This window comes from Kosakonia oryziphila (assembly GCF_900094795.1).
Classification (GTDB): Bacteria; Pseudomonadota; Gammaproteobacteria; order Enterobacterales; family Enterobacteriaceae; genus Kosakonia; species Kosakonia oryziphila.
The window spans coordinates 70,514-88,998 of the sequence record NZ_FMBC01000018.1 but is presented as its reverse complement, the minus strand read 5'-3'; the positions used below and the strand labels follow the sequence as shown (position 1 = coordinate 88,998).

At 52.5% G+C, this 18,485-nt stretch carries 25 protein-coding genes, 1 tRNA gene and 1 pseudogene; 19 read left to right on the top strand and 8 right to left on the bottom strand.

Annotated features, from left to right (window positions below; genetic code table 11):
• The 16 genes and pseudogenes from GA0061070_RS10710 to GA0061070_RS10640 form a co-directional block, all read left to right on the top strand.
• Positions 1-277: pseudogene (locus GA0061070_RS10710) on the top strand (DUF7666 domain-containing protein); the annotation flags it as partial.
• The gene (locus GA0061070_RS25155; RefSeq protein ID WP_167353564.1) at positions 270-440 is read left to right on the top strand and encodes a hypothetical protein; all 171 of its coding nucleotides are present in this window, start codon (positions 270-272) and stop codon (positions 438-440) included. The pseudogene GA0061070_RS10710 and the gene GA0061070_RS25155, both read left to right, overlap by 8 nt.
• Positions 437-643 carry a cell division protein FtsZ gene (locus tag GA0061070_RS10705; protein WP_090135989.1) on the top strand — a complete coding sequence of 69 codons (207 nt, stop codon included), beginning with the start codon at positions 437-439 and terminating at the stop codon, positions 641-643. Before GA0061070_RS25155 ends, GA0061070_RS10705 begins: the two co-directional genes overlap by 4 nt.
• 67 nt (positions 644-710) lie before the next feature.
• The gene (locus tag GA0061070_RS10700) at positions 711-1,106 is read left to right on the top strand and encodes a hypothetical protein (protein WP_090135987.1); all 396 of its coding nucleotides are present in this window, start codon (positions 711-713) and stop codon (positions 1,104-1,106) included.
• Positions 1,107-1,247: 141 nt separating this feature from the next.
• Positions 1,248-1,910 carry an exodeoxyribonuclease X gene (gene exoX, locus GA0061070_RS10695; RefSeq protein WP_090135985.1) on the top strand — a complete coding sequence of 221 codons (663 nt, stop codon included), beginning with the start codon at positions 1,248-1,250 and terminating at the stop codon, positions 1,908-1,910.
• Positions 1,910-2,578 carry an AAA family ATPase gene (locus GA0061070_RS10690; protein WP_208598166.1) on the top strand — a complete coding sequence of 223 codons (669 nt, stop codon included), beginning with the start codon at positions 1,910-1,912 and terminating at the stop codon, positions 2,576-2,578. The genes exoX and GA0061070_RS10690 overlap by 1 nt, the downstream gene beginning before the upstream one ends.
• Before the next feature lie 10 nt (positions 2,579-2,588).
• On the top strand, positions 2,589-3,281 hold the full coding sequence (locus tag GA0061070_RS10685; RefSeq protein WP_090135981.1) for a hypothetical protein: 693 nt from the start codon (positions 2,589-2,591) through the stop codon (positions 3,279-3,281).
• A 13-nt stretch (positions 3,282-3,294) separates the two neighbouring features.
• Entirely contained in the window at positions 3,295-3,456 is a 162-nt protein-coding gene (locus GA0061070_RS10680; RefSeq protein ID WP_090135979.1) for a DUF1317 family protein, read from the top strand.
• Positions 3,449-4,114, top strand: coding sequence for an MT-A70 family methyltransferase (locus GA0061070_RS10675; protein ID WP_090135977.1), 666 nt, complete (start codon positions 3,449-3,451; stop codon positions 4,112-4,114). The genes GA0061070_RS10680 and GA0061070_RS10675 overlap by 8 nt, the downstream gene beginning before the upstream one ends.
• Complete coding sequence (locus GA0061070_RS10670) at positions 4,111-4,398, top strand: DUF4406 domain-containing protein (protein ID WP_090135975.1); 288 nt, start codon at positions 4,111-4,113, stop codon at positions 4,396-4,398. The genes GA0061070_RS10675 and GA0061070_RS10670 overlap by 4 nt, the downstream gene beginning before the upstream one ends.
• Positions 4,395-4,613, top strand: a complete 219-nt coding sequence (locus GA0061070_RS10665) for a hypothetical protein (protein WP_090135972.1) — start codon at positions 4,395-4,397, stop codon at positions 4,611-4,613. The genes GA0061070_RS10670 and GA0061070_RS10665 overlap by 4 nt, the downstream gene beginning before the upstream one ends.
• On the top strand, positions 4,610-5,110 hold the full coding sequence (locus GA0061070_RS10660) for an HNH endonuclease (RefSeq protein WP_090135971.1): 501 nt from the start codon (positions 4,610-4,612) through the stop codon (positions 5,108-5,110). The genes GA0061070_RS10665 and GA0061070_RS10660 overlap by 4 nt, the downstream gene beginning before the upstream one ends.
• Entirely contained in the window at positions 5,110-5,331 is a 222-nt protein-coding gene (locus GA0061070_RS10655; RefSeq protein WP_090135970.1) for a TraR/DksA family transcriptional regulator, read from the top strand. Before GA0061070_RS10660 ends, GA0061070_RS10655 begins: the two co-directional genes overlap by 1 nt.
• Before the next feature lie 2 nt (positions 5,332-5,333).
• Positions 5,334-5,675, top strand: a complete 342-nt coding sequence (locus GA0061070_RS10650; RefSeq protein ID WP_090135968.1) for a DUF7694 domain-containing protein — start codon at positions 5,334-5,336, stop codon at positions 5,673-5,675.
• A gap of 114 nt (positions 5,676-5,789) precedes the next feature.
• The gene (locus GA0061070_RS10645; RefSeq protein ID WP_244153090.1) at positions 5,790-6,137 is read left to right on the top strand and encodes a helix-turn-helix domain-containing protein; all 348 of its coding nucleotides are present in this window, start codon (positions 5,790-5,792) and stop codon (positions 6,135-6,137) included.
• Positions 6,020-7,177 carry a site-specific integrase gene (locus GA0061070_RS10640; RefSeq protein ID WP_244153097.1) on the top strand — a complete coding sequence of 386 codons (1,158 nt, stop codon included), beginning with the start codon at positions 6,020-6,022 and terminating at the stop codon, positions 7,175-7,177. Before GA0061070_RS10645 ends, GA0061070_RS10640 begins: the two co-directional genes overlap by 118 nt.
• A gap of 14 nt (positions 7,178-7,191) precedes the next feature.
• On the opposite strand, the gene GA0061070_RS10635 is transcribed toward GA0061070_RS10640, so the two are convergent.
• The 3 genes from GA0061070_RS10635 to proB all read right to left on the bottom strand — a co-directional run bounded on the left by GA0061070_RS10635 (position 7,192) and on the right by proB (position 9,995).
• Positions 7,192-7,267, bottom strand: a tRNA-Thr gene (locus tag GA0061070_RS10635).
• 359 nt (positions 7,268-7,626) lie between these two features.
• Entirely contained in the window at positions 7,627-8,880 is a 1,254-nt protein-coding gene (gene proA, locus GA0061070_RS10630; RefSeq protein WP_090135964.1) for a glutamate-5-semialdehyde dehydrogenase, read from the bottom strand.
• An 11-nt stretch (positions 8,881-8,891) separates the two neighbouring features.
• Positions 8,892-9,995 carry a glutamate 5-kinase gene (gene proB / locus GA0061070_RS10625; RefSeq protein WP_090135962.1) on the bottom strand — a complete coding sequence of 368 codons (1,104 nt, stop codon included), beginning with the start codon at positions 9,993-9,995 and terminating at the stop codon, positions 8,892-8,894.
• 295 nt (positions 9,996-10,290) lie between these two features.
• Between proB and phoE the strand changes: the two genes are divergently transcribed.
• Complete coding sequence (gene phoE, locus GA0061070_RS10620; RefSeq protein WP_090135960.1) at positions 10,291-11,391, top strand: phosphoporin PhoE; 1,101 nt, start codon at positions 10,291-10,293, stop codon at positions 11,389-11,391.
• Positions 11,392-11,531: 140 nt separating this feature from the next.
• Here the strand turns inward: phoE and crl are convergent, their stop codons facing one another.
• The 3 genes from crl to gpt form a co-directional block, all read right to left on the bottom strand.
• A complete protein-coding gene (gene crl, locus GA0061070_RS10615) occupies positions 11,532-11,930 on the bottom strand; it encodes a sigma factor-binding protein Crl (protein WP_090135958.1) in 399 nt (132 codons plus the stop codon).
• A 57-nt stretch (positions 11,931-11,987) separates the two neighbouring features.
• Complete coding sequence (gene frsA / locus GA0061070_RS10610) at positions 11,988-13,232, bottom strand: esterase FrsA (RefSeq protein WP_090135956.1); 1,245 nt, start codon at positions 13,230-13,232, stop codon at positions 11,988-11,990.
• 107 nt (positions 13,233-13,339) lie between these two features.
• A complete protein-coding gene (gene gpt / locus GA0061070_RS10605) occupies positions 13,340-13,798 on the bottom strand; it encodes a xanthine phosphoribosyltransferase (protein WP_003863205.1) in 459 nt (152 codons plus the stop codon).
• Between the two features lie 260 nt (positions 13,799-14,058).
• Here gpt and pepD point away from each other — a divergent pair, with 260 nt between their 5' ends.
• The gene (pepD, locus tag GA0061070_RS10600) at positions 14,059-15,516 is read left to right on the top strand and encodes a cytosol nonspecific dipeptidase (RefSeq protein ID WP_090135955.1); all 1,458 of its coding nucleotides are present in this window, start codon (positions 14,059-14,061) and stop codon (positions 15,514-15,516) included.
• Between the two features lie 35 nt (positions 15,517-15,551).
• Here pepD and dinB read toward each other — a convergent pair whose 3' ends face one another.
• On the bottom strand, positions 15,552-16,607 hold the full coding sequence (dinB, locus tag GA0061070_RS10595) for a DNA polymerase IV (RefSeq protein ID WP_090135996.1): 1,056 nt from the start codon (positions 16,605-16,607) through the stop codon (positions 15,552-15,554).
• 353 nt (positions 16,608-16,960) lie between these two features.
• Here dinB and dpaA point away from each other — a divergent pair, with 353 nt between their 5' ends.
• Positions 16,961-17,698 carry a peptidoglycan meso-diaminopimelic acid protein amidase gene (dpaA, locus tag GA0061070_RS10590; protein ID WP_090135953.1) on the top strand — a complete coding sequence of 246 codons (738 nt, stop codon included), beginning with the start codon at positions 16,961-16,963 and terminating at the stop codon, positions 17,696-17,698.
• Here dpaA and GA0061070_RS10585 read toward each other — a convergent pair.
• Positions 17,669-18,436: a class II glutamine amidotransferase gene (locus tag GA0061070_RS10585; RefSeq protein ID WP_090135951.1), complete on the bottom strand. Its 768-nt coding sequence runs from the start codon at positions 18,434-18,436 to the stop codon at positions 17,669-17,671. The genes dpaA and GA0061070_RS10585 overlap by 30 nt on opposite strands.
• Positions 18,437-18,485: the final 49 nt, after the last annotated feature.

Genomic DNA, 18,485 nt, shown 5'->3' with positions numbered 1-18,485 from the left:
CTCTGCCGCCAGCAACACCGGCAACCGCTCTGCCGCCAGCAACACCGGCGACTACTCTGCCGCCGAAGTGTCTGGATCTAATTCGGTAGCGGCGGCGTTCGGCATTGAAGGTAAGGCCAGAGCATCAGAAGGTAGCGCAATCGTTCTTTGCTACCGCGACGATGAAGGCGAGTTAATCCACATTCGCGCCAGTAAGGTTGGTGAAAACGGAGTGGAGGCCAATAAGTGGTATCAGCTCAGTGCAGATAACGAGTTTGTCGAGGTTGAAGATGAATAATCCAATCGTCACTCACAAAGGCAGGCAGTACACAGTACGCAAGCTTGCTGATGGTTATCACTGGCGCCTGTCTGAAGTCGGCAGCGCGCGCAACAGCTTTCCCATGAATCGCGACCAGATGATTCTCGCAGGATTCGGTCACATCGTGGAGGTGAAATCGTGATTGGTATTCATTACGGAACGGCATCAATGCCACGCAGCGAGATTTTGCCGGGCACAATGCTCCAGCACCACGGCAAAACTTATCGCGCCTCTGCGAACGTTGAGAAAGGCCTGTATGCCTTCAATATCTTTGAAAAAACCATCATCAAAAGTGATTCCGTCATTGTGCTGCTGAATGCACGCGGTGAGCCCCTGATTCACTGATTCCCCATTTAAATAATCCGCCTGGCACCACTCGGGCCGGATTTGTTCAACCTTTCCGAGGTGACCTATGGATGTATTACCCCGTTTAACCCCTGAAAAACTCGCTTCTCTTCCTCCCGGCACCCGCATCAAGTTTGGTGGTCAGATCGTTAAACTCGTCGGTCGCGGAACGCTTGTTAATGCCGCCGGTCGCACTGAAACCATCATCGAATACACCGACTCACGCGGCGTGAATGGCAGTTTTGAAGAGAAAATCTTCCTGCAAACCGCGACGCAATATCTCAATTCGGTGCGCTGCGATATGTGCGGTCAGCTACGCGATAAACGCGACTGCGAAGTAAAGGTGGTCGAAACCTACATGACGCGCAGCAACGGCTACTTCTGTCAGGACAGCAAATGCGCTGATCGTTATTTCCTGATCCACCCAAACCAGAAACCCCAGCCTGGTCGCCGCAAATGGTAAGCAACCGCCGTGATTGCGGCCTCCTGATTATCGCCATGCTTTGTCTCAAATACGGTCTGCAACCCGCAGATCTCGACAGCGTGGCCCGACAACTGGCGGAGTTCGACGCAGTGAACGACGCAAAGACTGAAGGAAAAGAAAATGTTGCGTGTGATTGATACCGAAACCACCAGCCTCGAAGGGAGTGTTCTTGAGATCGCCAGCGTTGATATCGTCGATGGTGTGATCTGTAACCCCATGAGCGATTTTGTAAAGCCCACTGAAGCGATCAGCTTCGAGGCTATGGCTATCCACCATATTACGGAAGATATGGTTGCTGATGCCCCGCTGATTGGCGAGGTTATCCCTCGCTATCTTGGTGCAACAGCTTACGTTGCGCATAACGCTAAATTTGACCGTTCAAAACTTCCACAAATTGAAGCACCGTGGATTTGCACCGCCAAGCTGGCCCGCACACTCTTCCCTGATCACCCGAGTCACAGTAACCAGTATCTGCGATACAGCCTCGGGCTTAAGCCGGAATTACCTGAAGGGCTGTATGCGCACCGCGCTCTGTATGACTGCTACGTTACCGCCGAGCTGCTCCTGTATATGGGCCGCCTCGCAAAGTGGACCATGGGCGAAATGCGCGTCATCTCCAACAGCCCTTCCCTGCTGAAGGCGATCCGCTTTGGCAAGCATAAAGGCCTGACATTCGAGGAGATTGCCAAGTCTGATCCGGGTTATCTCCGCTGGTTATCCAGCAACAGTGACGATGAAGATATTCTATTCACCATCAAACACTGGCTTCACGGAGATGCATGATGGGAACCCCCGTTTTAATCCTTGGCGATTCCGGCGCTGGCAAGTCATACAGTCTGCGAAATTTCAGTGCTGACGAAATGGTTTTACTCCAGTGCATTCCAAAAATGCTTCCGTTTAAAGCCCCTGGCTGGAAGTTAAACGGTAAACAGTTGGCCGATGGAACAACTCAGCGGGGTAACGTATTGCGCTCAGACGACTGGAGTGTGGTGCTGGATACCATTCACAGAATGGTGATGGCTAAAAACCGTCGCGTACTGATTATCGATGATTTTCAGGTTGTCATGCAGCACGAAAACATGAGCCGTGCCTACCAGACTGGCTACGCCAAGTTTACCGAAATGGCCGATCACATCTGGCAAATCATCACGGCGGCCACACAACTTCCTGACGATTTCCGAATCTATTTCCTCGCTCACACAGAAGAGAGTGAGGGGAAAATTCGCATGAAGACCACAGGGAAAATGCTGAACGAAAAACTTACGCCGGAAGGTTATTTCTCGATCGTATTACGGGCAATCAAAAAAGACGGCAAACATGTTTTTCTTATTAAAGGTGACGACAACGACACCGCCAAAGCACCTCCCGATTTATTCCCTGGCAAAACAGAAATGGACAATGACCTGAAAGCGGTCGATGTCGCCATCACAGAATTTATGACCGAATTATAAGGACCAAAAAATGAACCAACCTATGAGCTTTATGTGGGATCAGAACGCTGCTGAATTAGCCAAGAAAGCAGGCTCATCCGGCGGAATCAGCGAAACCGGCGCTTATGAAGGAGTTATAACATCAGCCATTTATTCTTTTGGTAAGGATGGAAGCCAGTCACAGGCACTTGAATTAAGCCTTGATTGTAATGGTGCAAAAGCAAACTACCTCCGCATTAATTATCTCGGAAAAGACGGTGCGCAGACGTTTGGTATGGGGCTAGTTACTGCATTGATGTGGGCTGCACAAATTAAGCAGGCTACAGCTCAGCAGGTTAACACTGAAAACGGTCCTGAATGGCAATGCCCGGCGCTCGTTGGTAAAAAAGTCGGCCTGATGCTTCAGAAGGTCCTCTACACCAAAAGTGACGGTAGCGATGGATATAAATTTGAAGTCCGCCATGTATTTCAGCCCGGTACGCGTAAGACCTACGCTGAATACGCTGATAACAAACCAGCAGAGACCATTACTGCACTCGAATTGTCCATGAAGGACAAAGACGACCGTATTCAGGGAGGGCAGCAGTCTGCGAGCGCAGGACGGACTCAGTCCGCAGGAAACCATAACCCCTATGCCGTTCCCGATTCTCGTCTACAGCAGGCCGCGCGCCAGCATGCACAACAACAGGCTGCGCCTGAATTCGACGATGATATCCCCTTCTGAATGATGCGACTCTATGACGAACTCGCACGACGATATAAGGGTTGGCGCGGTGCGCCTTCCCTTCATTGCTGTCAGGAAAGGCTGGTTAATGCCATGGGGTGAGGTGATCACCAATCCCCTTAAAGCGCAGCGGTTGGCCGAAGAGTTAGATCAAAAGAGAGGCCCGAATGACTGATAAATACTCTCTCATCTACGCCGATCCTCCCTGGAGTTATGGCAACACTGCCAGCAACGGCGCAGCCACCGATCACTATTCCACGATGCGATTAACCGACCTTAAGCGGCTTCCTGTGTGGGAACTGGCCGCCGAAAACGCGGTGCTGGCAATGTGGTACACCGGCACACATAACATGGAGGCGATAGAACTCGCCGAGGCGTGGGGCTTTACCGTGCGTACCATGAAAGGCTTTACGTGGGTGAAGTTGAATCAACTGGCTGAGCAACGGATTAATAAGGCGTTGACTGAAGGTGACATCACCGACTTTTACGACTTCCTCGATCTGCTTAACGCCGAGACACGCATGAACGGCGGCAACCATACCCGAGCCAATACCGAAGACGTGCTGATCGCCACCTGCGGCACCGGAATTGAGCGCATGAATGCCGGGATAAAACAGGTTGTCTACAGCCCGCTTGGCGAACACAGCGAAAAGCCATGGGAAGTGCGCCACCGCCTTGAACTACTTTATGGCGATGTGCCGCGAATCGAGCTATTCAGCCGTAGCGCTGAGCCAGGCTGGCATCACTGGGGTAATCAGGCAGAGTCGCCGGATGTCGAAATATTTCCCGGCAATGTTCAGCCCATCTTCAAAGACGGATGGAGGGCAGCATGAAGATTTTTATCAGCGGTCCTATGACTGGCCTTCCGCATTTCAATCGCCCTGCTTTTCACGAAGCCTCGTTGCTGCTCGGGAGCCAGGGCCATATAGCGCTAAACCCGGCAACGCTCCCTGATGGTCTAAGCGAAAAGGAATACATGGATATCTGTCTTTCCATGCTCCGCTGCGCTGATGCCATTTACCTTCTTGACGGCTGGAAGCTATCCGCTGGCGCGCGTGTCGAGCATGCACTGGCTGAAAAGTTAGCTCTGCTCATCATCAGCGAGAAAAGCCTATGACACCAGAACAGGAAAATGCCATACGCGCGCAGGGCCGTAAATGCGTCGAGGAAATACGCCAGGCCATGAAAGCCCGGCCGAAGCCGAAATGGAATGATGCAGTGCCGCCGATCCTCAAAAAGCACCACAAAAAAATCGAGCCGATGGGCGTCAGCCTTGTGGCATTCGTTAGCAGCATTGGGCGCATGACCGGAAGGTATGGAGTTGAGACATGAAATTAACGCAGCAAAGGCTCAAAGAAGTACTGAAATATAACCCCTTAACAGGGGTTTTTTATTGGGTCAATCCGCAGGCTTATTGCATGCATGCTGGAGAAAAAGCAGGTTATCTCGATAGAAATGGTTACATATACATTAAGGTTGATAGCGTCAAGCATGCTGCGCACCGACTCGCATGGCTTTATATGCATGGTGTGCTGCCGGAAAAATTTATTGACCACAAAAACACTATTCGCTCAGACAACAGGATTAAAAACCTGAGGTTGGCCACCCGATCACAAAACATGATGAACCAATTAAAAAGGAAAAATAATACATCTGGGGTAAAAGGCATTGGCTGGGATAACAAAGTTAAAAAATGGAGAGCTCGTTGTCAGGTTGATGGTAAACGGCAATGCGTTGGATGGTTCAGTTCTCTTAAAGAAGCCGAGAAATCACTGATTAAATTCAGGGAGAAAGGACACGGCGAATTTGCAAACCACGGAGGTGCATGATGCCATCAGAAATCATCGACCAGGCCAACGAGCTGGTAGAGCAGAACATCAACAATGCCATTCAGGCGCACCGTATTAACCGTAACGCGGTATCTGCTGAGTATTGTGAAGAATGCGGCGAGGATATTCCACAGGCGCGGCGAATTGCCGTTCCAGGATGCCAGACGTGCGCTGAGTGTCAGGGCATTATCGAACTGAAGCGTAAACAGAGGGGGATGTGAGGATGATCGGTACACTCAAGCCGGTGCCGAAGGAAAGCTGGCCTGTCAAATTACACGACCCGAAACGCAGTCGGGTATGGGTTAACGCTTATTTTCTGGTTCAGGAATTTCAGGAAGAAGACGGAGTAATTCGTCTTTCGATTAATACCACCAGCACAGGAGCGCAAGGGCGCTGGAAGGATGGCATAAGCTGGGATGCATTGCAGGACATCAAGAACGCATGTGGCTATGAAGACCGTGACGCCGTTGAAATTTACCCGAGCGCTAACGATGTTGTAAACGTCGCGAATATGCGACACCTCTGGATAGTTAAAGACCCTATCCCTTTTGCCTGGCGTCGATAGCAGCTTACAGGCGATTCACTGAGTCGCCTGTTGGGTGCTTAGCACCGATAAGACCAATGTAATTTCCCTGTTTTGCCGCCTGCGGGCGGCATTCTTTTTGCCTGGAGTAAGCCGATGGAAGAAGAAATATTCACCCGGGATGAAGCGGCCGCCTTTCTGAAAGTGGATAAAGGTACTATTGCGCAGTGGATAAAATCCGGTCGTCTCGCTGCCAGCCGCAAAAATCCGGGAAAGAAAAAAAGCCCATATCTGATCTGCAAAACAGACTGTATTGCAGCAGTGAAAAACACGATCCACAATCAACCCGTGAATGCGGTTGATGTGCAGGAGGGTAAAGCATGTCAATCAAACAGCGTGCCGGTACGTGGCACTGCGACTTCGTTACGCCTGGTGGAGTCAGAATTAGACGATCTCTTGGCACAACGGACAAAAGGCAAGCACAGGAGCTCCATGACCAGTTAAAGGCGGAGGCCTGGCGCGTTGACAAAATGGGGGAATATAAGGCGCACACTTTCGACGAAGCGTGTGTGCGTTGGCTGAACGAAAAGCAGCACAAGAAAAGCCTTGATGATGACAAAAGCCGGATCGGATTCTGGCTTATGCATTTCCGTGGGATGGACCTGTCGGCCATTACAGAAGACAGGATTTTGTCTGCGGTCAGCAGCATGGTTAACCGTAAGCACAGAATGAATTGGGAGGCCAGACGTGATAGCTGTTTGCGTCGGGGAAAACCCGTTCCCGAATTCAGGCATAAGCCAGCAGCGCAGGCCACAAAAACGACTCATCTCGCTTTCATCCGCGCGCTGCTGCGTTGCGCGGCCAACGAATGGCGATGGATAGCCAAAGCGCCGAATATCAAATGTCCGGTGCCGAAAAACAAGCGCATTCGCTGGCTGACCAAAGAAGAAGCGGCAAACCTGATCCGTGAGCTGCCGGACCACATGAAGCCTGTCGTTATTTTTGCGCTGGCGACAGGGTTGAGAAGGTCAAACATCACCGATCTGGAGTGGTCGCAAATTGATATGCAAAGGAAGGTGGCCTGGGTGCATCCCGAGGACGCAAAAGCAGGAAGGGCGATTGGGGTCGCCCTGAACGATTCGGCCTGTAAGGTGCTGAGGGATCAGCTGGGGAAACATAACCGCTGGGTGTTTGTTCATACTGAATCATCCGTTCGACCTGACGGAACGAGAACAAAAGCGGTCAGAAAAATGAGGCCTGATGCTAATACGGCCTGGCGCGCTGCGTTAAGGCGGGCAGGAATAGAGAATTTCCGTTTCCATGATCTGCGGCACACCTGGGCGAGCTGGCTTGTTCAGTCCGGCGTGCCACTGTCTGCGTTGCAAGAAATGGGAGGCTGGGAAAGTATCGAGATGGTGCAGCGTTATGCGCATCTGGCACCCAATCACCTTACGCAGCACGCCATGCAAATTGACTCATTTCTGGCTGGGAATGGCACAAATATGGCACAAAGCGCTTTTGCTGATCTGGTGAATATCGCGTGAACCCGCGTGGTTAGTGGTGCCGATAATAGGAGTCGAACCTACGACCTTCGCATTACGAATGCGCTGCTCTACCAACTGAGCTATATCGGCCCTGCGATGCGTTCACGAATGTGAATCACGGGGTAGAAGGTTAAAACTAAGCGAGTGATGCGTCAATGCCCTTGAGAATCAAACGGCTACTTTTGCACCATACTGCTTCATTTCTGCTCGGTTGGGCATACTATCGCAGATAGATTGCCGATATTTCCAACACTTGCACCGTTTTTGGGTACCGTCACCGCAGCCATATTGTAGCGGGTCAAACGGGCTATAAAATGAAGGCTTCGCGCCTGTAAACAGACCGAACGTTGAGGTTACTCGCGAGAGGAATATGCGGCACGCAGAAAGCGTCAGAACCGGAAAATAACCAACGGGCGGTACATCCAATTCTGATGTACCGCCCGTTTTATTTATGCGCGAACAGTATTGTCGCCAAAACCAATCCATTTATAGGTAGTCAGCGCTTCTAAACCCATCGGGCCGCGCGCATGCAGTTTCTGCGTGCTGACAGCCACTTCCGCGCCAAGGCCAAACTGGCCACCATCGGTAAAGCGCGTAGAGGCATTCACATACACCGCCGAAGAGTCCACTTCATTGATAAAGCGGTCCGCATTGCGCAGCGTACGGGTCAGGATGGCGTCGGAGTGCTGCGTACCGTGCTGGCGAATATGATCGATAGCCTCATCCAGATCGGCCACGACTTTCACATTCAGATCCAGCGACAAAAACTCGTTGTCATACTGCTCCGCTTTCACGGCTTCCACTTTTGCCGGGCCGCTTTTCAGCAGCGCCAGCGCCTGTTCATCGGCGTGGAGCGTAACGCCGCTTTCCGCCATCTGCTTGCTCAGCGCAGGCAGGAAGGTCGCGGCAATATCCTGATGCACCAGCAGGGTTTCGACAGTGTTGCAGGTGCTTGGGCGCTGCGTTTTGGCGTTGACGATCACCTTCAGCGCCGGTTCGATCTCGGCAGACTCATCCACCACGATATGACAGACGCCAATACCGCCAGTGATCACCGGGATGGTTGACTGCTCGCGGCACAACTTGTGCAGACCCGCGCCACCGCGCGGGATCAGCATGTCGATGTATTTATCCATGCGCAGCATTTGATTAACCAGTTCGCGATCCGGGCTTTCAATCGCCTGTACCGCACCGGCTGGCAGGCCACACTCTTCCAGCGCCTGCTGAATCACTTTTACCGTGGCCGCATTGGTGCGCCAGGTTTCCTTGCCGCCGCGCAGAATTGCCGCGTTACCGGTTTTCAGACACAGCGAAGCTACGTCCACGGTCACGTTCGGGCGCGCTTCATAAATCACACCGATAACGCCCAGCGGTACACGACGGCGCTCAATGCGCAGGCCGCTGTCCAGCAAACCACCATCGATCACCTGGCCGACCGGATCAGCCAGTTTGCAAACCTGACGAACATCATCGGCGATCCCTGTTAAACGTGTCGGGTTCAGCGCCAGACGGTCGAGCATCGCTTCGCTCAGGCCGTTGCGACGAGCTTCCAGCAGATCCTGCTCGTTCGCCAGCAGGATCTCGTGCGACTGCGCTTCGAGATAATCGGCGATTTTTTCCAGCACGCTATTTTTCTCGCGGCTGGAGAGCAATGCCAGCTTATATGATGCTGCTTTCGCAGCAATGCCCATTTGTTCCAGCATACTTCTGCTCCTTAACGGGTAATCATGTCATCGCGGTGAACAGCGACAGGGCCATATTCATAGCCCAGAATGGCGTCGATTTGCTGCGAGTGGTGCCCGGCAATACGACGCAGCGCATCGCTGTTATAGCGGGTTACGCCGTGGGCAATATCGCGCCCCTGCAAATTACAGATGCGGATCACTTCACCACGCGAGAAATTGCCTGTCACGCTTTTAATACCTTTCGGCAACAGCGAGCTACCACGTTCGAGGATCGCGGCGGTAGCGCCTTCATCAACGGTAATCTCACCCGCAGGCGGCGCGCCGAAGATCCAGCGTTTGCGATTTTCCAGTGGTGAGGCTTGCGCGTGGAAACGCGTTCCCACGGGGATCCCCTCCATCACATCGCCAATTACGCCCGGTTTGCTGCCTGCGGCAATAATAGTGTCGATCCCGGCGCGGCAGGCGACATCGGCAGCCTGCAATTTGGTACCCATTCCGCCAGTACCGAGGCCAGAAACACTGTCGCCTGCAATCGCACGCAGAGCATCATCAATACCGTAAACATCTTTAATCAGTTCCGCATCCGGGTTGTTACGCGGATCGGCAGTGAACAGCCCCTGCTGATCGGTCAGCAACAGCAGCTTATCCGCACCAGCCAGAATCGCTGCCAGCGCAGAGAGGTTATCGTTGTCACCAACTTTGATTTCCGCCGTCGCGACCGCGTCATTCTCGTTAATCACCGGCACGATATTGTTATCAAGCAGCGCACGCAGCGTGTCACGAGCGTTAAGGAAGCGCTCTCTGTCTTCCATATCCGCGCGAGTCAGCAACATCTGCCCGACATGAATACCATAAATAGAAAACAGTTGTTCCCATAACTGAATCAAACGGCTCTGACCGACCGCCGCCAGCAGTTGTTTTGAGGCGATGGTTGCCGGCAATTCCGGGTAGCCCAGGTGTTCGCGCCCGGCGGCAATCGCCCCGGAAGTCACAATTACAATACGATGCCCGGCGGCATGCTGCTGCGCGCACTGGCGCACCAGCTCCACAATATGGGCGCGGTTCAGGCGACGGGAACCGCCCGTTAAAACACTGGTGCCGAGTTTTACCACCAGCGTCTGGCTGTCACTCATGATTCTCTGCCGTTTTTTAGAAAAAATAAGAAATATCGATAGTCGTCAGACGTTGTAACAGGAGTCGCGGCGATTGCCAACCGTCAGTGCAATCAGGCCGCTTTTTTGTTGCGCAGGATCAGCAAGCGTAACGGCAGACTTTGATATTTTTATTACGATCACACTAAAACACATTTTTTTAATGATATTCTTAAGTTGTCATAAATAGTTAATTTTTGGGCGATAAAACCCTTGATGTTTTTCACGGGGTATATGCCCAGCGAATATTAGCGCGTTAGTTAAATCAGGAATCAAAATGAAAAAGAGCACTCTGGCATTAATGGTAATGAGCGTTGTCGCTTCAGCTTCTTCAGTTCACGCGGCAGAAGTTTATAACAAGAACGGTAACAAACTGGATCTGTATGGCAAAGTGAAAGCCGAGCACTACTTCAGCGACGATACCAGCAACGACGGTGATAAAACTTATGTTCGTTTAGGTTTCAAAGGTGAAACTCAGATTAACGATCAACTGACCGGTTTTGGCCGTTGGGAAGCTGAGTTTGCTGGCAACAATGACGAAACCAACAACAACAACACAACAAACAGCCAAAAAACCCGTCTGGCGTTTGCTGGCCTGAAAATGAAAAACGTTGGTTCTATCGACTACGGTCGTAACCTGGGCATACTGTACGATGTAGCTGCCATAACCGATATGTTCCCGGAATTCGGTGGTGACGGTCTGGCACGTTCCGATAACTTCATGACCAAACGTACCACTGGCGTTGCTACTTACCGCAACACCGACTTCTTTGGTATGGTCGACGGTCTGAATATGTCCCTGCAGTACCAGGGTAAAAATGAAAGCAACCGTGCTGTTAGCAAACAAAACGGCGACGGCTGGGGTACTTCTCTCTCCTATAACTTCGGCGGCAGCGCTGTCAGCCTGATTGGTGCCTATGCCAACTCTGACCGTACCAACGCGCAGAACACCGCAGCGTTTGGTCGCGGCGAGAAAGCAGAAGCCTGGGCAACCGGCGTGAAATACGATGCAAATAACGTGTACTTCGCCACCATGTACGGCAACGCTTACAACATGACGCCAGTATCTGCCGCAGCTTCCACCGGTCTGGGTTCAGGTTTTGCTAACAAAAGTGAGAACTTCGAAGCGGTTCTCCAGTACCAGTTCGACTTCGGTCTGCGTCCGTCCCTGGGCTATGTGCTGACCAAAGGCAAAGACCTGGAAAAAGGGGTTGGCAACGAAGATCTGGTTAACTACATCGATGTTGGCGCAACTTACTACTTCAACAAAAACATGTCTGCAATGGTGGATTACAAAATCAACCAGCTGAAAAGCGACAACAAACTGGGTCTGGCGAATGACGACGTTGTTGCCGTTGGCATGACTTACCAGTTCTAAGTTTTTGAACTCGTAACACCCTCGTTATATTAATGCCCTCAACTGAGGGCATTTCTGTAACCTGCTTCAGGTTACAGGCTGGCTAGTGCCAGAGGCCCGATAGGTGAAAGACGATCGGGCCTTTTTTTATTCAGAGGGATTTACGCAGGGAGTTTCAACGATTCGTTGAAATTATCGGCAGGTTCCAGCTTCAGTTCTAAGGACGCCAGCATCTTACGCGCCCGTTCGTGGAAATCACGTAGCGTCTGCTCGAGGCGATCGACCACGTCCTGGTCTTTAATTGCCATCGGCTTCCAGTGCCCTTCTTTATCAAACAGACCAAACTGATAACGATAGGTAAAACGTGTATCCTGCGCTTCCATTTCCATCCACCATCCCCAAAACTCGCGTTTCTCCGGCGCTGGTTTTACGTTGACGCAAACAGCCAGGCAATCAAAGAAAAAGCGGTTATCTTCGCACTGCTCTTCGCGGATATAAGGCCCAAGTGCAGTAAATTTTTTGACCAGTCTGCTTTTCGGATGTCCACTCGGTAACGTCATTGCGATCTCCTTTTGTGAAGCAACTGTTTTACCAAATCAATAGAATTTATCAATCTATTAACGGAAATGATGGTTGATCCATCCGGTTATTTGCTCCAGAGCCTTATCAAAATTGCGATAGACCGGATTAAAGGGGATCTCAAACAGTTTACCCTCACTCGATGACGTACTGATTAAATGCGACTCCTCTTCCGGGCTGAATGGATCATTTTGCCAGAAACCGGAAAGCATCGGCGTTGGGCAACGTCGTCCGAGCAGCCCCTGGGTTTTCAGGGAGTAACGGTTCAACTCAACGCGCAGCGCTTCATCGGAAGCATCATGCATACCCAGGCGGCTGGCCAGGACATCAAGATACATTTCCGGCACCTGCCCCTGGCGTAGCGGCTGGTTAAGCAACGCATGCACTATTGGCCCAAGACACGCCACCGCTTTCAGGCGCGGCGCTTCCAGATAAGCCAGGCGTACCGCCACGTTTGCGCCAAAACGGAAGCCAAACGCCGCGACCCGCGTATGATCGACCCACGGAATATTCGGCAGCGCTTGCAAAACGTGCTGATGCAGCAGGCTCGAATCCTGGGTCAATTTCCATTTCGACGAAAAGCCGACAGAAGGCATATCCAGCGTCAACATCGCCATTCCTTGTGGAGCGAAATAACGCTCGTACAGGGTGTAGTAATCGATTTGCAGGCCATCCAGCCCACCGCACATTAAGACAGTCGGGAAAGGGCCATCACCAGGCGGCATATGCAAAAAGCCGGTCACCGGCGAACCGCCCGGAATGCTGAACACTATCTCCTTGAGCGTCCCTGGCAGGCGCTGTGCCGCCTCTTCATAGGCGCGATTCGCCAGCGCCTGTGCCTGCTCGGCCAGCACATCGCCTTTGATGTGCGGATAAGCCGCCAGGCTGTACAGGCAGGAGGCATGCAGCCAGTGGCGACCGCTCTGCACCGCTTCCTGCTCCTGCATCGCCTTTTGCTGCCAGAGCATAGCCTGCGTGGACCATTCGTAGATCCAGTTACCGCTACGGTAACCGACCACCGTATCGTACAGTTCCGGATCGGTGTGCTCGGCCTGGCTTACCACAATGCGCGACTGCACTTCGAGGATCTCGCGGGCATCAATACCGCGCCAAATCCACATTAAACGGTTGAGCATGCGATACCAGTGCGGGACGTTTTTACCATCCAGCGTTGATAAGACTTGCTGCTGCGTGCCAGCGTTGAATCGACGTACCAGCGTTGAAGTTTCCAGATGCTTGAAACGGGGTTTGAACAGAGTTTCGCTAAGATTGGTTTGTGACATCGCGCGCAGCCTCCATGTATCTTTCACTGGAGGCCATTGTAACCTAAGGCGCTAAAAAAAGAACAACGCCCGGTAGAACCGGGCGTTAGCAGAATATGCGGGAGGAATTAGCGACCACTGATAGGCGGGACGAAAACCACGCCCATATCCCACGGTTGTTCAATCCAGGTATCCTGCGGGATATCAATAACATAATCGTCAACCAGCGGGCGACCTGCCGGTTTCGCGAAAATGGTGACGAAGTGCGCTTTCGGATACATTTCACGAATCGCTACCGCAGTACCTCCGGTATCGACCAAATCGTCAATCACGATAAAGCCTTCACCATCGCCTTCCGCACGTTTCAGCACTTTCAATTCGCGCTGGTTATCGTGGTCGTAGCTGGAGATGCAAACGGTATCAACATGACGAATACCCAACTCACGCGCCAGTAATGCGCCCGGTACCAGACCGCCGCGGCTTACGGCGATAATGCCTTTCCATTGTTCTGAAGGCATCAGTCGGGCGGCCAGTTTGCGTGCGTGAATCTGCAACATGTCCCAGGTGACGACGTATTTTTCGCTCATGTGAAGTGTCCCAGCCCGTGTTTTTACGGCTTAAAAAGTGTTCCAGGGGAAAATAGGTTGCGCGAGATTATAGAGATCTGCGGCACTAAAAACCAGTAGTACCCGGCATTAGCGGCGCTTTTTCCATGTTTACAAGCTCGCAGTCTGGCAAGAAAGTGTTATTCTCAACGCCATCTCGCAAGGTGCCCTTGCGATACCCGTTTATTTAACCCTGTGACCTGCAAGGTAAGTTTCGCAGGCTCTTTGCAAGGAGACTCATCGTGTCTGAACTGTCTCAACTATCGCCACAACCGCTGTGGGATATTTTTGCCAAAATCTGTTCTATTCCGCACCCGTCCTATCATGAAGAACAACTCGCCGAACACATTATGGGCTGGGCGAAGGGAAAAGGTCTCCACGCAGAGCGCGACCAGGTGGGCAACATTCTGATCCGCAAACCGGCCACTGTCGGCATGGAAAATCGCAAACCGGTCGTATTGCAGGCACACCTGGACATGGTGCCGCAGAAAAATAACGACACCGTTCATGACTTCACCACCGATCCGATTCGCCCGTATGTCGATGGAGAATGGGTTAAAGCGCGCGGCACCACGCTCGGCGCGGATAACGGCATCGGTATGGCCTCTGCGCTGGCCGTGCTGGCCGATTCCACAGTACAACACGGCCCGCTGGAAGTGTTGCTGACCATGACTGAAGAAGCGGGTATGGACGGCGCGTTTGGTTTGCAGGCCAACTGGTTGCAGGCTGACATTCTGATTAACACCGACTCTGAAGAAGAGGGTGAAATCTACATGGGCTGTGCGGGCGGAATAGATTTTATCACCACCCTGCCGCTGACCCGCGAAGCCGTACCGGCCGGTTATGAAACCTTCAAACTGACGCTGAAAGGCCTGAAAGGCGGCCACTCCGGCGCGGAAATTCATGTCGGTCTGGGCAATGCCAACAAACTGCTGGCGCGCTTCCTTGCCGGACACGCGGCGGAACTGGATCTGCGCCTGCTCGACTTCACCGGCGGCACCCTGCGCAACGCAATCCCGCGCGAAGCGATTGCCGTCGTTGCTGTTCCGGCCGCTAATGCCGCGCAGCTCAAAACACTGGCCAACACGTACCAGGCAATCCTGAAAAACGAGCTGGAGATGAAAGAGAAGAACCTGGTGGTGCTGCTGGAAAGCGCAAGCAGCGACAAAGCCGCGCTGACCACCGCTTCCCGCGATACATTTGTTCGCCTGCTGAATGCCACGCCAAACGGCGTCATTCGTAACTCAGACGTAGCAAAAGGTGTGGTTGAAACCTCGCTGAACGTCGGCGTGGTTACCCTACAGGACGACAGCGCAGAAATCATCTGCCTGATCCGTTCGCTGGTCGATAGTGGTAAAGATTACGTGGTGAGCATGCTGGAATCGCTGGGCGCGCTGGCTGGCGCGAAAACTGCGCCGAAAGGCGGCTACCCGGGCTGGCAGCCGGATGCGCATTCGCCGGTAATGGCGCTGGTGCGTGAGACTTATCAGCGTTTGTTCAACAAAACGCCGAACATTCAGGTGATCCACGCAGGCCTGGAGTGCGGTCTGTTCAAAAAACCGTACCCGAACATGGACATGGTCTCCATTGGGCCGACCATTACTGGCCCGCACTCTCCGGATGAGCAAGTGCATATCGAAAGCGTGGGCCACTACTGGACGCTGCTGACCGAGCTACTGAAAGCTATTCCGGCGAAATAAGCCCACTGTCCGCGCCACCCGGCGCGGGCATTTACTTATAACCCCAGCACCAGTTGCCGCTCCAGTTGCGGATCCAGCAACGTCACATGCAGCCCTACCAGCCGTACGCCGCGCCCGCCGCGACGCTCATTCCACGTTTTTCGCGCCGTTGCCAGCAGATCCTCTTTATTTAGGCGCGGCCAGACATGTTCATGGGTAGTGAGCTGAAAATCATTAAACTTCAGCTTTACGCCCTGGCGGGCAATCAGCAAATCCGGCTTCACTTTTGCCAGCCGTCGCTCCAGCTCCGGGTATAAATGCTCAATAATCGCTTCGCACTCTTCCCAGTGGTGAATATCGTCTGCCAGCGTACGCTCCACGCCGACAGATTTACGTAACCGCTCGCTACTGATTTCCCGCTCATCAATGCCCTGGCTACGCTCCCACAAAATACGGCCAAATTTACCAAAGCGTTTAAGCAACATCGCCAGGTCGCTGCGCTGCACGTCTTCACAGGTGCGCAGCCCCAGCGTCTCCAGCTTTGCCGCCGACACTTTACCGACGCCTGGGATCTTACTTAGCGGCAGCGTGCGGAGAAATTGCGGAACCTCCGCTGGCGTGATCACATACTGACCGTTGGGTTTATTGAGATCGGAGGCAATTTTGGCGAGAAACTTCACCGGTGCCACGCCTGCCGAAGCCGTCAGTTGTGTTTCATTAAAAATAGTCTGGCGGATCTCCTGCGCCATCAGCGTCGCTGAGCCGTGGCAGTGCGGGCTGCCAGTGACATCCAGATAGGCTTCATCCAGCGAAAGCGGTTCAAATAACGTCGTGTAGCGGGAAAAAATATCGCGGATCTGATTTGACGCTTCTTTATAAGCATCAAAGCGGCCGGGCAGTAGAGTGAGGTGAGGACAAAGTTTCAGCGCCATTGCCGTGGGCATTGCGCTGCGCACGCCAAATTTACGCGCCGGATAATTGGCAGTGCTGATAACGCCGCGCTTAACCCGGCTGCCGCCGATGGCAATGGGGATGTCTCGCAGGGCGGGGTTATCGCGCATCTCAACCGCCGCGAAAAAGCAATCCATATCGACATGTATGATTTTGCGCATGTGTACGCCCTCACAGAACACTGGATAAGTATACAGCATATTCCAGTGAAATGAGAAGACAGTACGTAAAACTGCCGAAAAGAGGGTAATTTAATGGTTACTTCTGCCGTTTTAGTTTCATAATAAGCACCGGCTAAACGGCCAGGTGCTTGAAACGCAAAACAGAACATAATTTTCGCGATGGCGAAAATATCGCCAAAAAAAGATGAAGCGTGGAAGATGAACTCTATTCTGGCTTGCGAAAAAATGCCGTAATGCTAATGTGGGCGCTCCGAAACAGATTAGTCTGAATTTTGGGCATCTTTTTGCCGTCCTGGCAATGTGGTATTCGCTTTATCAAGGAAACAAGTTGTATGCGCAAAATCGCATTGTTTATTGCGATGCTTCTGATCCCGTGCGTCTCGTTCGCTGGCTTAATGAGCAGCAACAGTTCGGTTACGCCGGTAAGCAAAGAATATAAGCAGCAGTTAATGGGGTCGCCGGTTTATATCCAAATCTTCAAAGAAGAGCGCACCCTTGATCTCTACGTCAAAATGGGCGAGCAATACCAACTGCTCGACAGCTATAAAATCTGCAATTATTCCGGCGGCCTTGGCCCGAAACAGCGCCAGGGCGATTTTAAAAGCCCGGAAGGGTTTTACTCCATTCAGCGTAATCAGTTGAAGCCGGACAGCCGCTTCTACAAAGCGATCAACATCGGTTTCCCGAATGCCTATGACCGCACCCACGGCTATGAAGGCAAGTACCTGATGATCCACGGCGCCTGCGTCTCGATTGGCTGCTATGCCATGACGGATTCGAACATTGATGAGATCTTCCAGTTTGTGACCGCCGCGCTGGTTTTTGGGCAGCCGGACGTGCAACTGAGCATCTATCCGTTCCGCATGACCGACGCCAATATGCAGCGTCACAAATATTCGACCTACGCGGATTTCTGGAAACAACTGAAGCCGGGTTATGACTATTTTGCCGCCACCCACGAGCCGCCAGTTGTCTCGGTTGTGGATGGTCGCTATGTCGTCAACAAGCCGCTGAACACCACAGTTCAGCCACAGTTGGCGTCAAACTACGCGCTCCCCCAGACAAAATAACGCCCACTCACCTGGCATAATCTTTTGCCAGGTTTCGTTGCCGGTTAACGGCTGGGTGGCAATCACGGTAACCACATCGTTCGGTGTGGTTTCCCGCTGAAAATCAATTTCAACATCCTGATCCAGCAGTTTCGCCACACCAAACGGCGCACGCCGGGTGATCCAGAACAGATTCGTCGAGCAGAACGCCATCACATAGCGCCCGTCCGATAACAACATGTTGAAAACGCCCTTCTCTCGCAGTTGCGTTGCCAGCGAGGCAATGTACTTAAACACCGCTGTCATATTGCCCGGCGTACGCGGATAACGTTCCGTAAGCTTATGCAGCAACCAGCAGAACGCTTTTTCACTGTCGGTTTCGCCAATTGGGCGAAAATTGCCAGTCTCCAGCGATTTATAGCCATTCAACTGACCGTTGTGTGCGTAAGTCCAGTTGCGTCCCCATAGCTCACGGGTGAATGGATGGGTATTTTCCAGCGCCACTTCGCCACGGTTAGCCTGGCGAATATGCGCAACCACCGAGCGAGACTTGATCGGATAGTCCTGCACCAGCTTCGCGATCGGGGAGTTAAAACTCGGTTGCGGATCTTTGAACGTGCGACAGCCCTTGCCTTCATAAAAAGTGATGCCCCAGCCGTCTTTATGCGGCCCGGTTCCACCACCGCGCTGGACAAGGCCGGTAAAACTAAAACAGATATCGGTCGGCACATTGGCGCTCATACCGAGCAGTTCGCACATACTCACCCCCAAAAACGCCTTAATTCCGGGAAGGCGTAATTGTTGCAGC

Excerpts from the sequence above, each read along its gene's own strand:
- GA0061070_RS10680 (WP_090135979.1), top strand. The coding sequence starts at position 3,295 with ATGACGAACTCGCACGACGATATAAGGGTTGGCGCGGTGCGCCTTCCC.
- GA0061070_RS10650 (WP_090135968.1), top strand. The coding sequence starts at position 5,334 with ATGATCGGTACACTCAAGCCGGTGCCGAAGGAAAGCTGGCCTGTCAAA.
- exoX (WP_090135985.1), top strand. The coding sequence starts at position 1,248 with ATGTTGCGTGTGATTGATACCGAAACCACCAGCCTCGAAGGGAGTGTT.
- GA0061070_RS10660 (WP_090135971.1), top strand. The coding sequence starts at position 4,610 with ATGAAATTAACGCAGCAAAGGCTCAAAGAAGTACTGAAATATAACCCC.
- GA0061070_RS10690 (WP_208598166.1), top strand. The coding sequence starts at position 1,910 with ATGGGAACCCCCGTTTTAATCCTTGGCGATTCCGGCGCTGGCAAGTCA.
- GA0061070_RS25155 (WP_167353564.1), top strand. The coding sequence starts at position 270 with ATGAATAATCCAATCGTCACTCACAAAGGCAGGCAGTACACAGTACGC.
- GA0061070_RS10665 (WP_090135972.1), top strand. The coding sequence starts at position 4,395 with ATGACACCAGAACAGGAAAATGCCATACGCGCGCAGGGCCGTAAATGC.
- crl (WP_090135958.1), bottom strand. The coding sequence starts at position 11,930 with ATGACGTTACCGAGTGGACATCCGAAAAGCAGACTGGTCAAAAAATTT.
- proB (WP_090135962.1), bottom strand. The coding sequence starts at position 9,995 with ATGAGTGACAGCCAGACGCTGGTGGTAAAACTCGGCACCAGTGTTTTA.
- GA0061070_RS10655 (WP_090135970.1), top strand. The coding sequence starts at position 5,110 with ATGCCATCAGAAATCATCGACCAGGCCAACGAGCTGGTAGAGCAGAAC.
- phoE (WP_090135960.1), top strand. The coding sequence starts at position 10,291 with ATGAAAAAGAGCACTCTGGCATTAATGGTAATGAGCGTTGTCGCTTCA.
- dinB (WP_090135996.1), bottom strand. The coding sequence starts at position 16,607 with ATGCGCAAAATCATACATGTCGATATGGATTGCTTTTTCGCGGCGGTT.
- GA0061070_RS10645 (WP_244153090.1), top strand. The coding sequence starts at position 5,790 with ATGGAAGAAGAAATATTCACCCGGGATGAAGCGGCCGCCTTTCTGAAA.
- GA0061070_RS10685 (WP_090135981.1), top strand. The coding sequence starts at position 2,589 with ATGAACCAACCTATGAGCTTTATGTGGGATCAGAACGCTGCTGAATTA.
- proA (WP_090135964.1), bottom strand. The coding sequence starts at position 8,880 with ATGCTGGAACAAATGGGCATTGCTGCGAAAGCAGCATCATATAAGCTG.
- gpt (WP_003863205.1), bottom strand. The coding sequence starts at position 13,798 with ATGAGCGAAAAATACGTCGTCACCTGGGACATGTTGCAGATTCACGCA.
- GA0061070_RS10585 (WP_090135951.1), bottom strand. The coding sequence starts at position 18,436 with ATGTGCGAACTGCTCGGTATGAGCGCCAATGTGCCGACCGATATCTGT.
- dpaA (WP_090135953.1), top strand. The coding sequence starts at position 16,961 with ATGCGCAAAATCGCATTGTTTATTGCGATGCTTCTGATCCCGTGCGTC.
- GA0061070_RS10670 (WP_090135975.1), top strand. The coding sequence starts at position 4,111 with ATGAAGATTTTTATCAGCGGTCCTATGACTGGCCTTCCGCATTTCAAT.
- GA0061070_RS10700 (WP_090135987.1), top strand. The coding sequence starts at position 711 with ATGGATGTATTACCCCGTTTAACCCCTGAAAAACTCGCTTCTCTTCCT.
- frsA (WP_090135956.1), bottom strand. The coding sequence starts at position 13,232 with ATGTCACAAACCAATCTTAGCGAAACTCTGTTCAAACCCCGTTTCAAG.
- GA0061070_RS10675 (WP_090135977.1), top strand. The coding sequence starts at position 3,449 with ATGACTGATAAATACTCTCTCATCTACGCCGATCCTCCCTGGAGTTAT.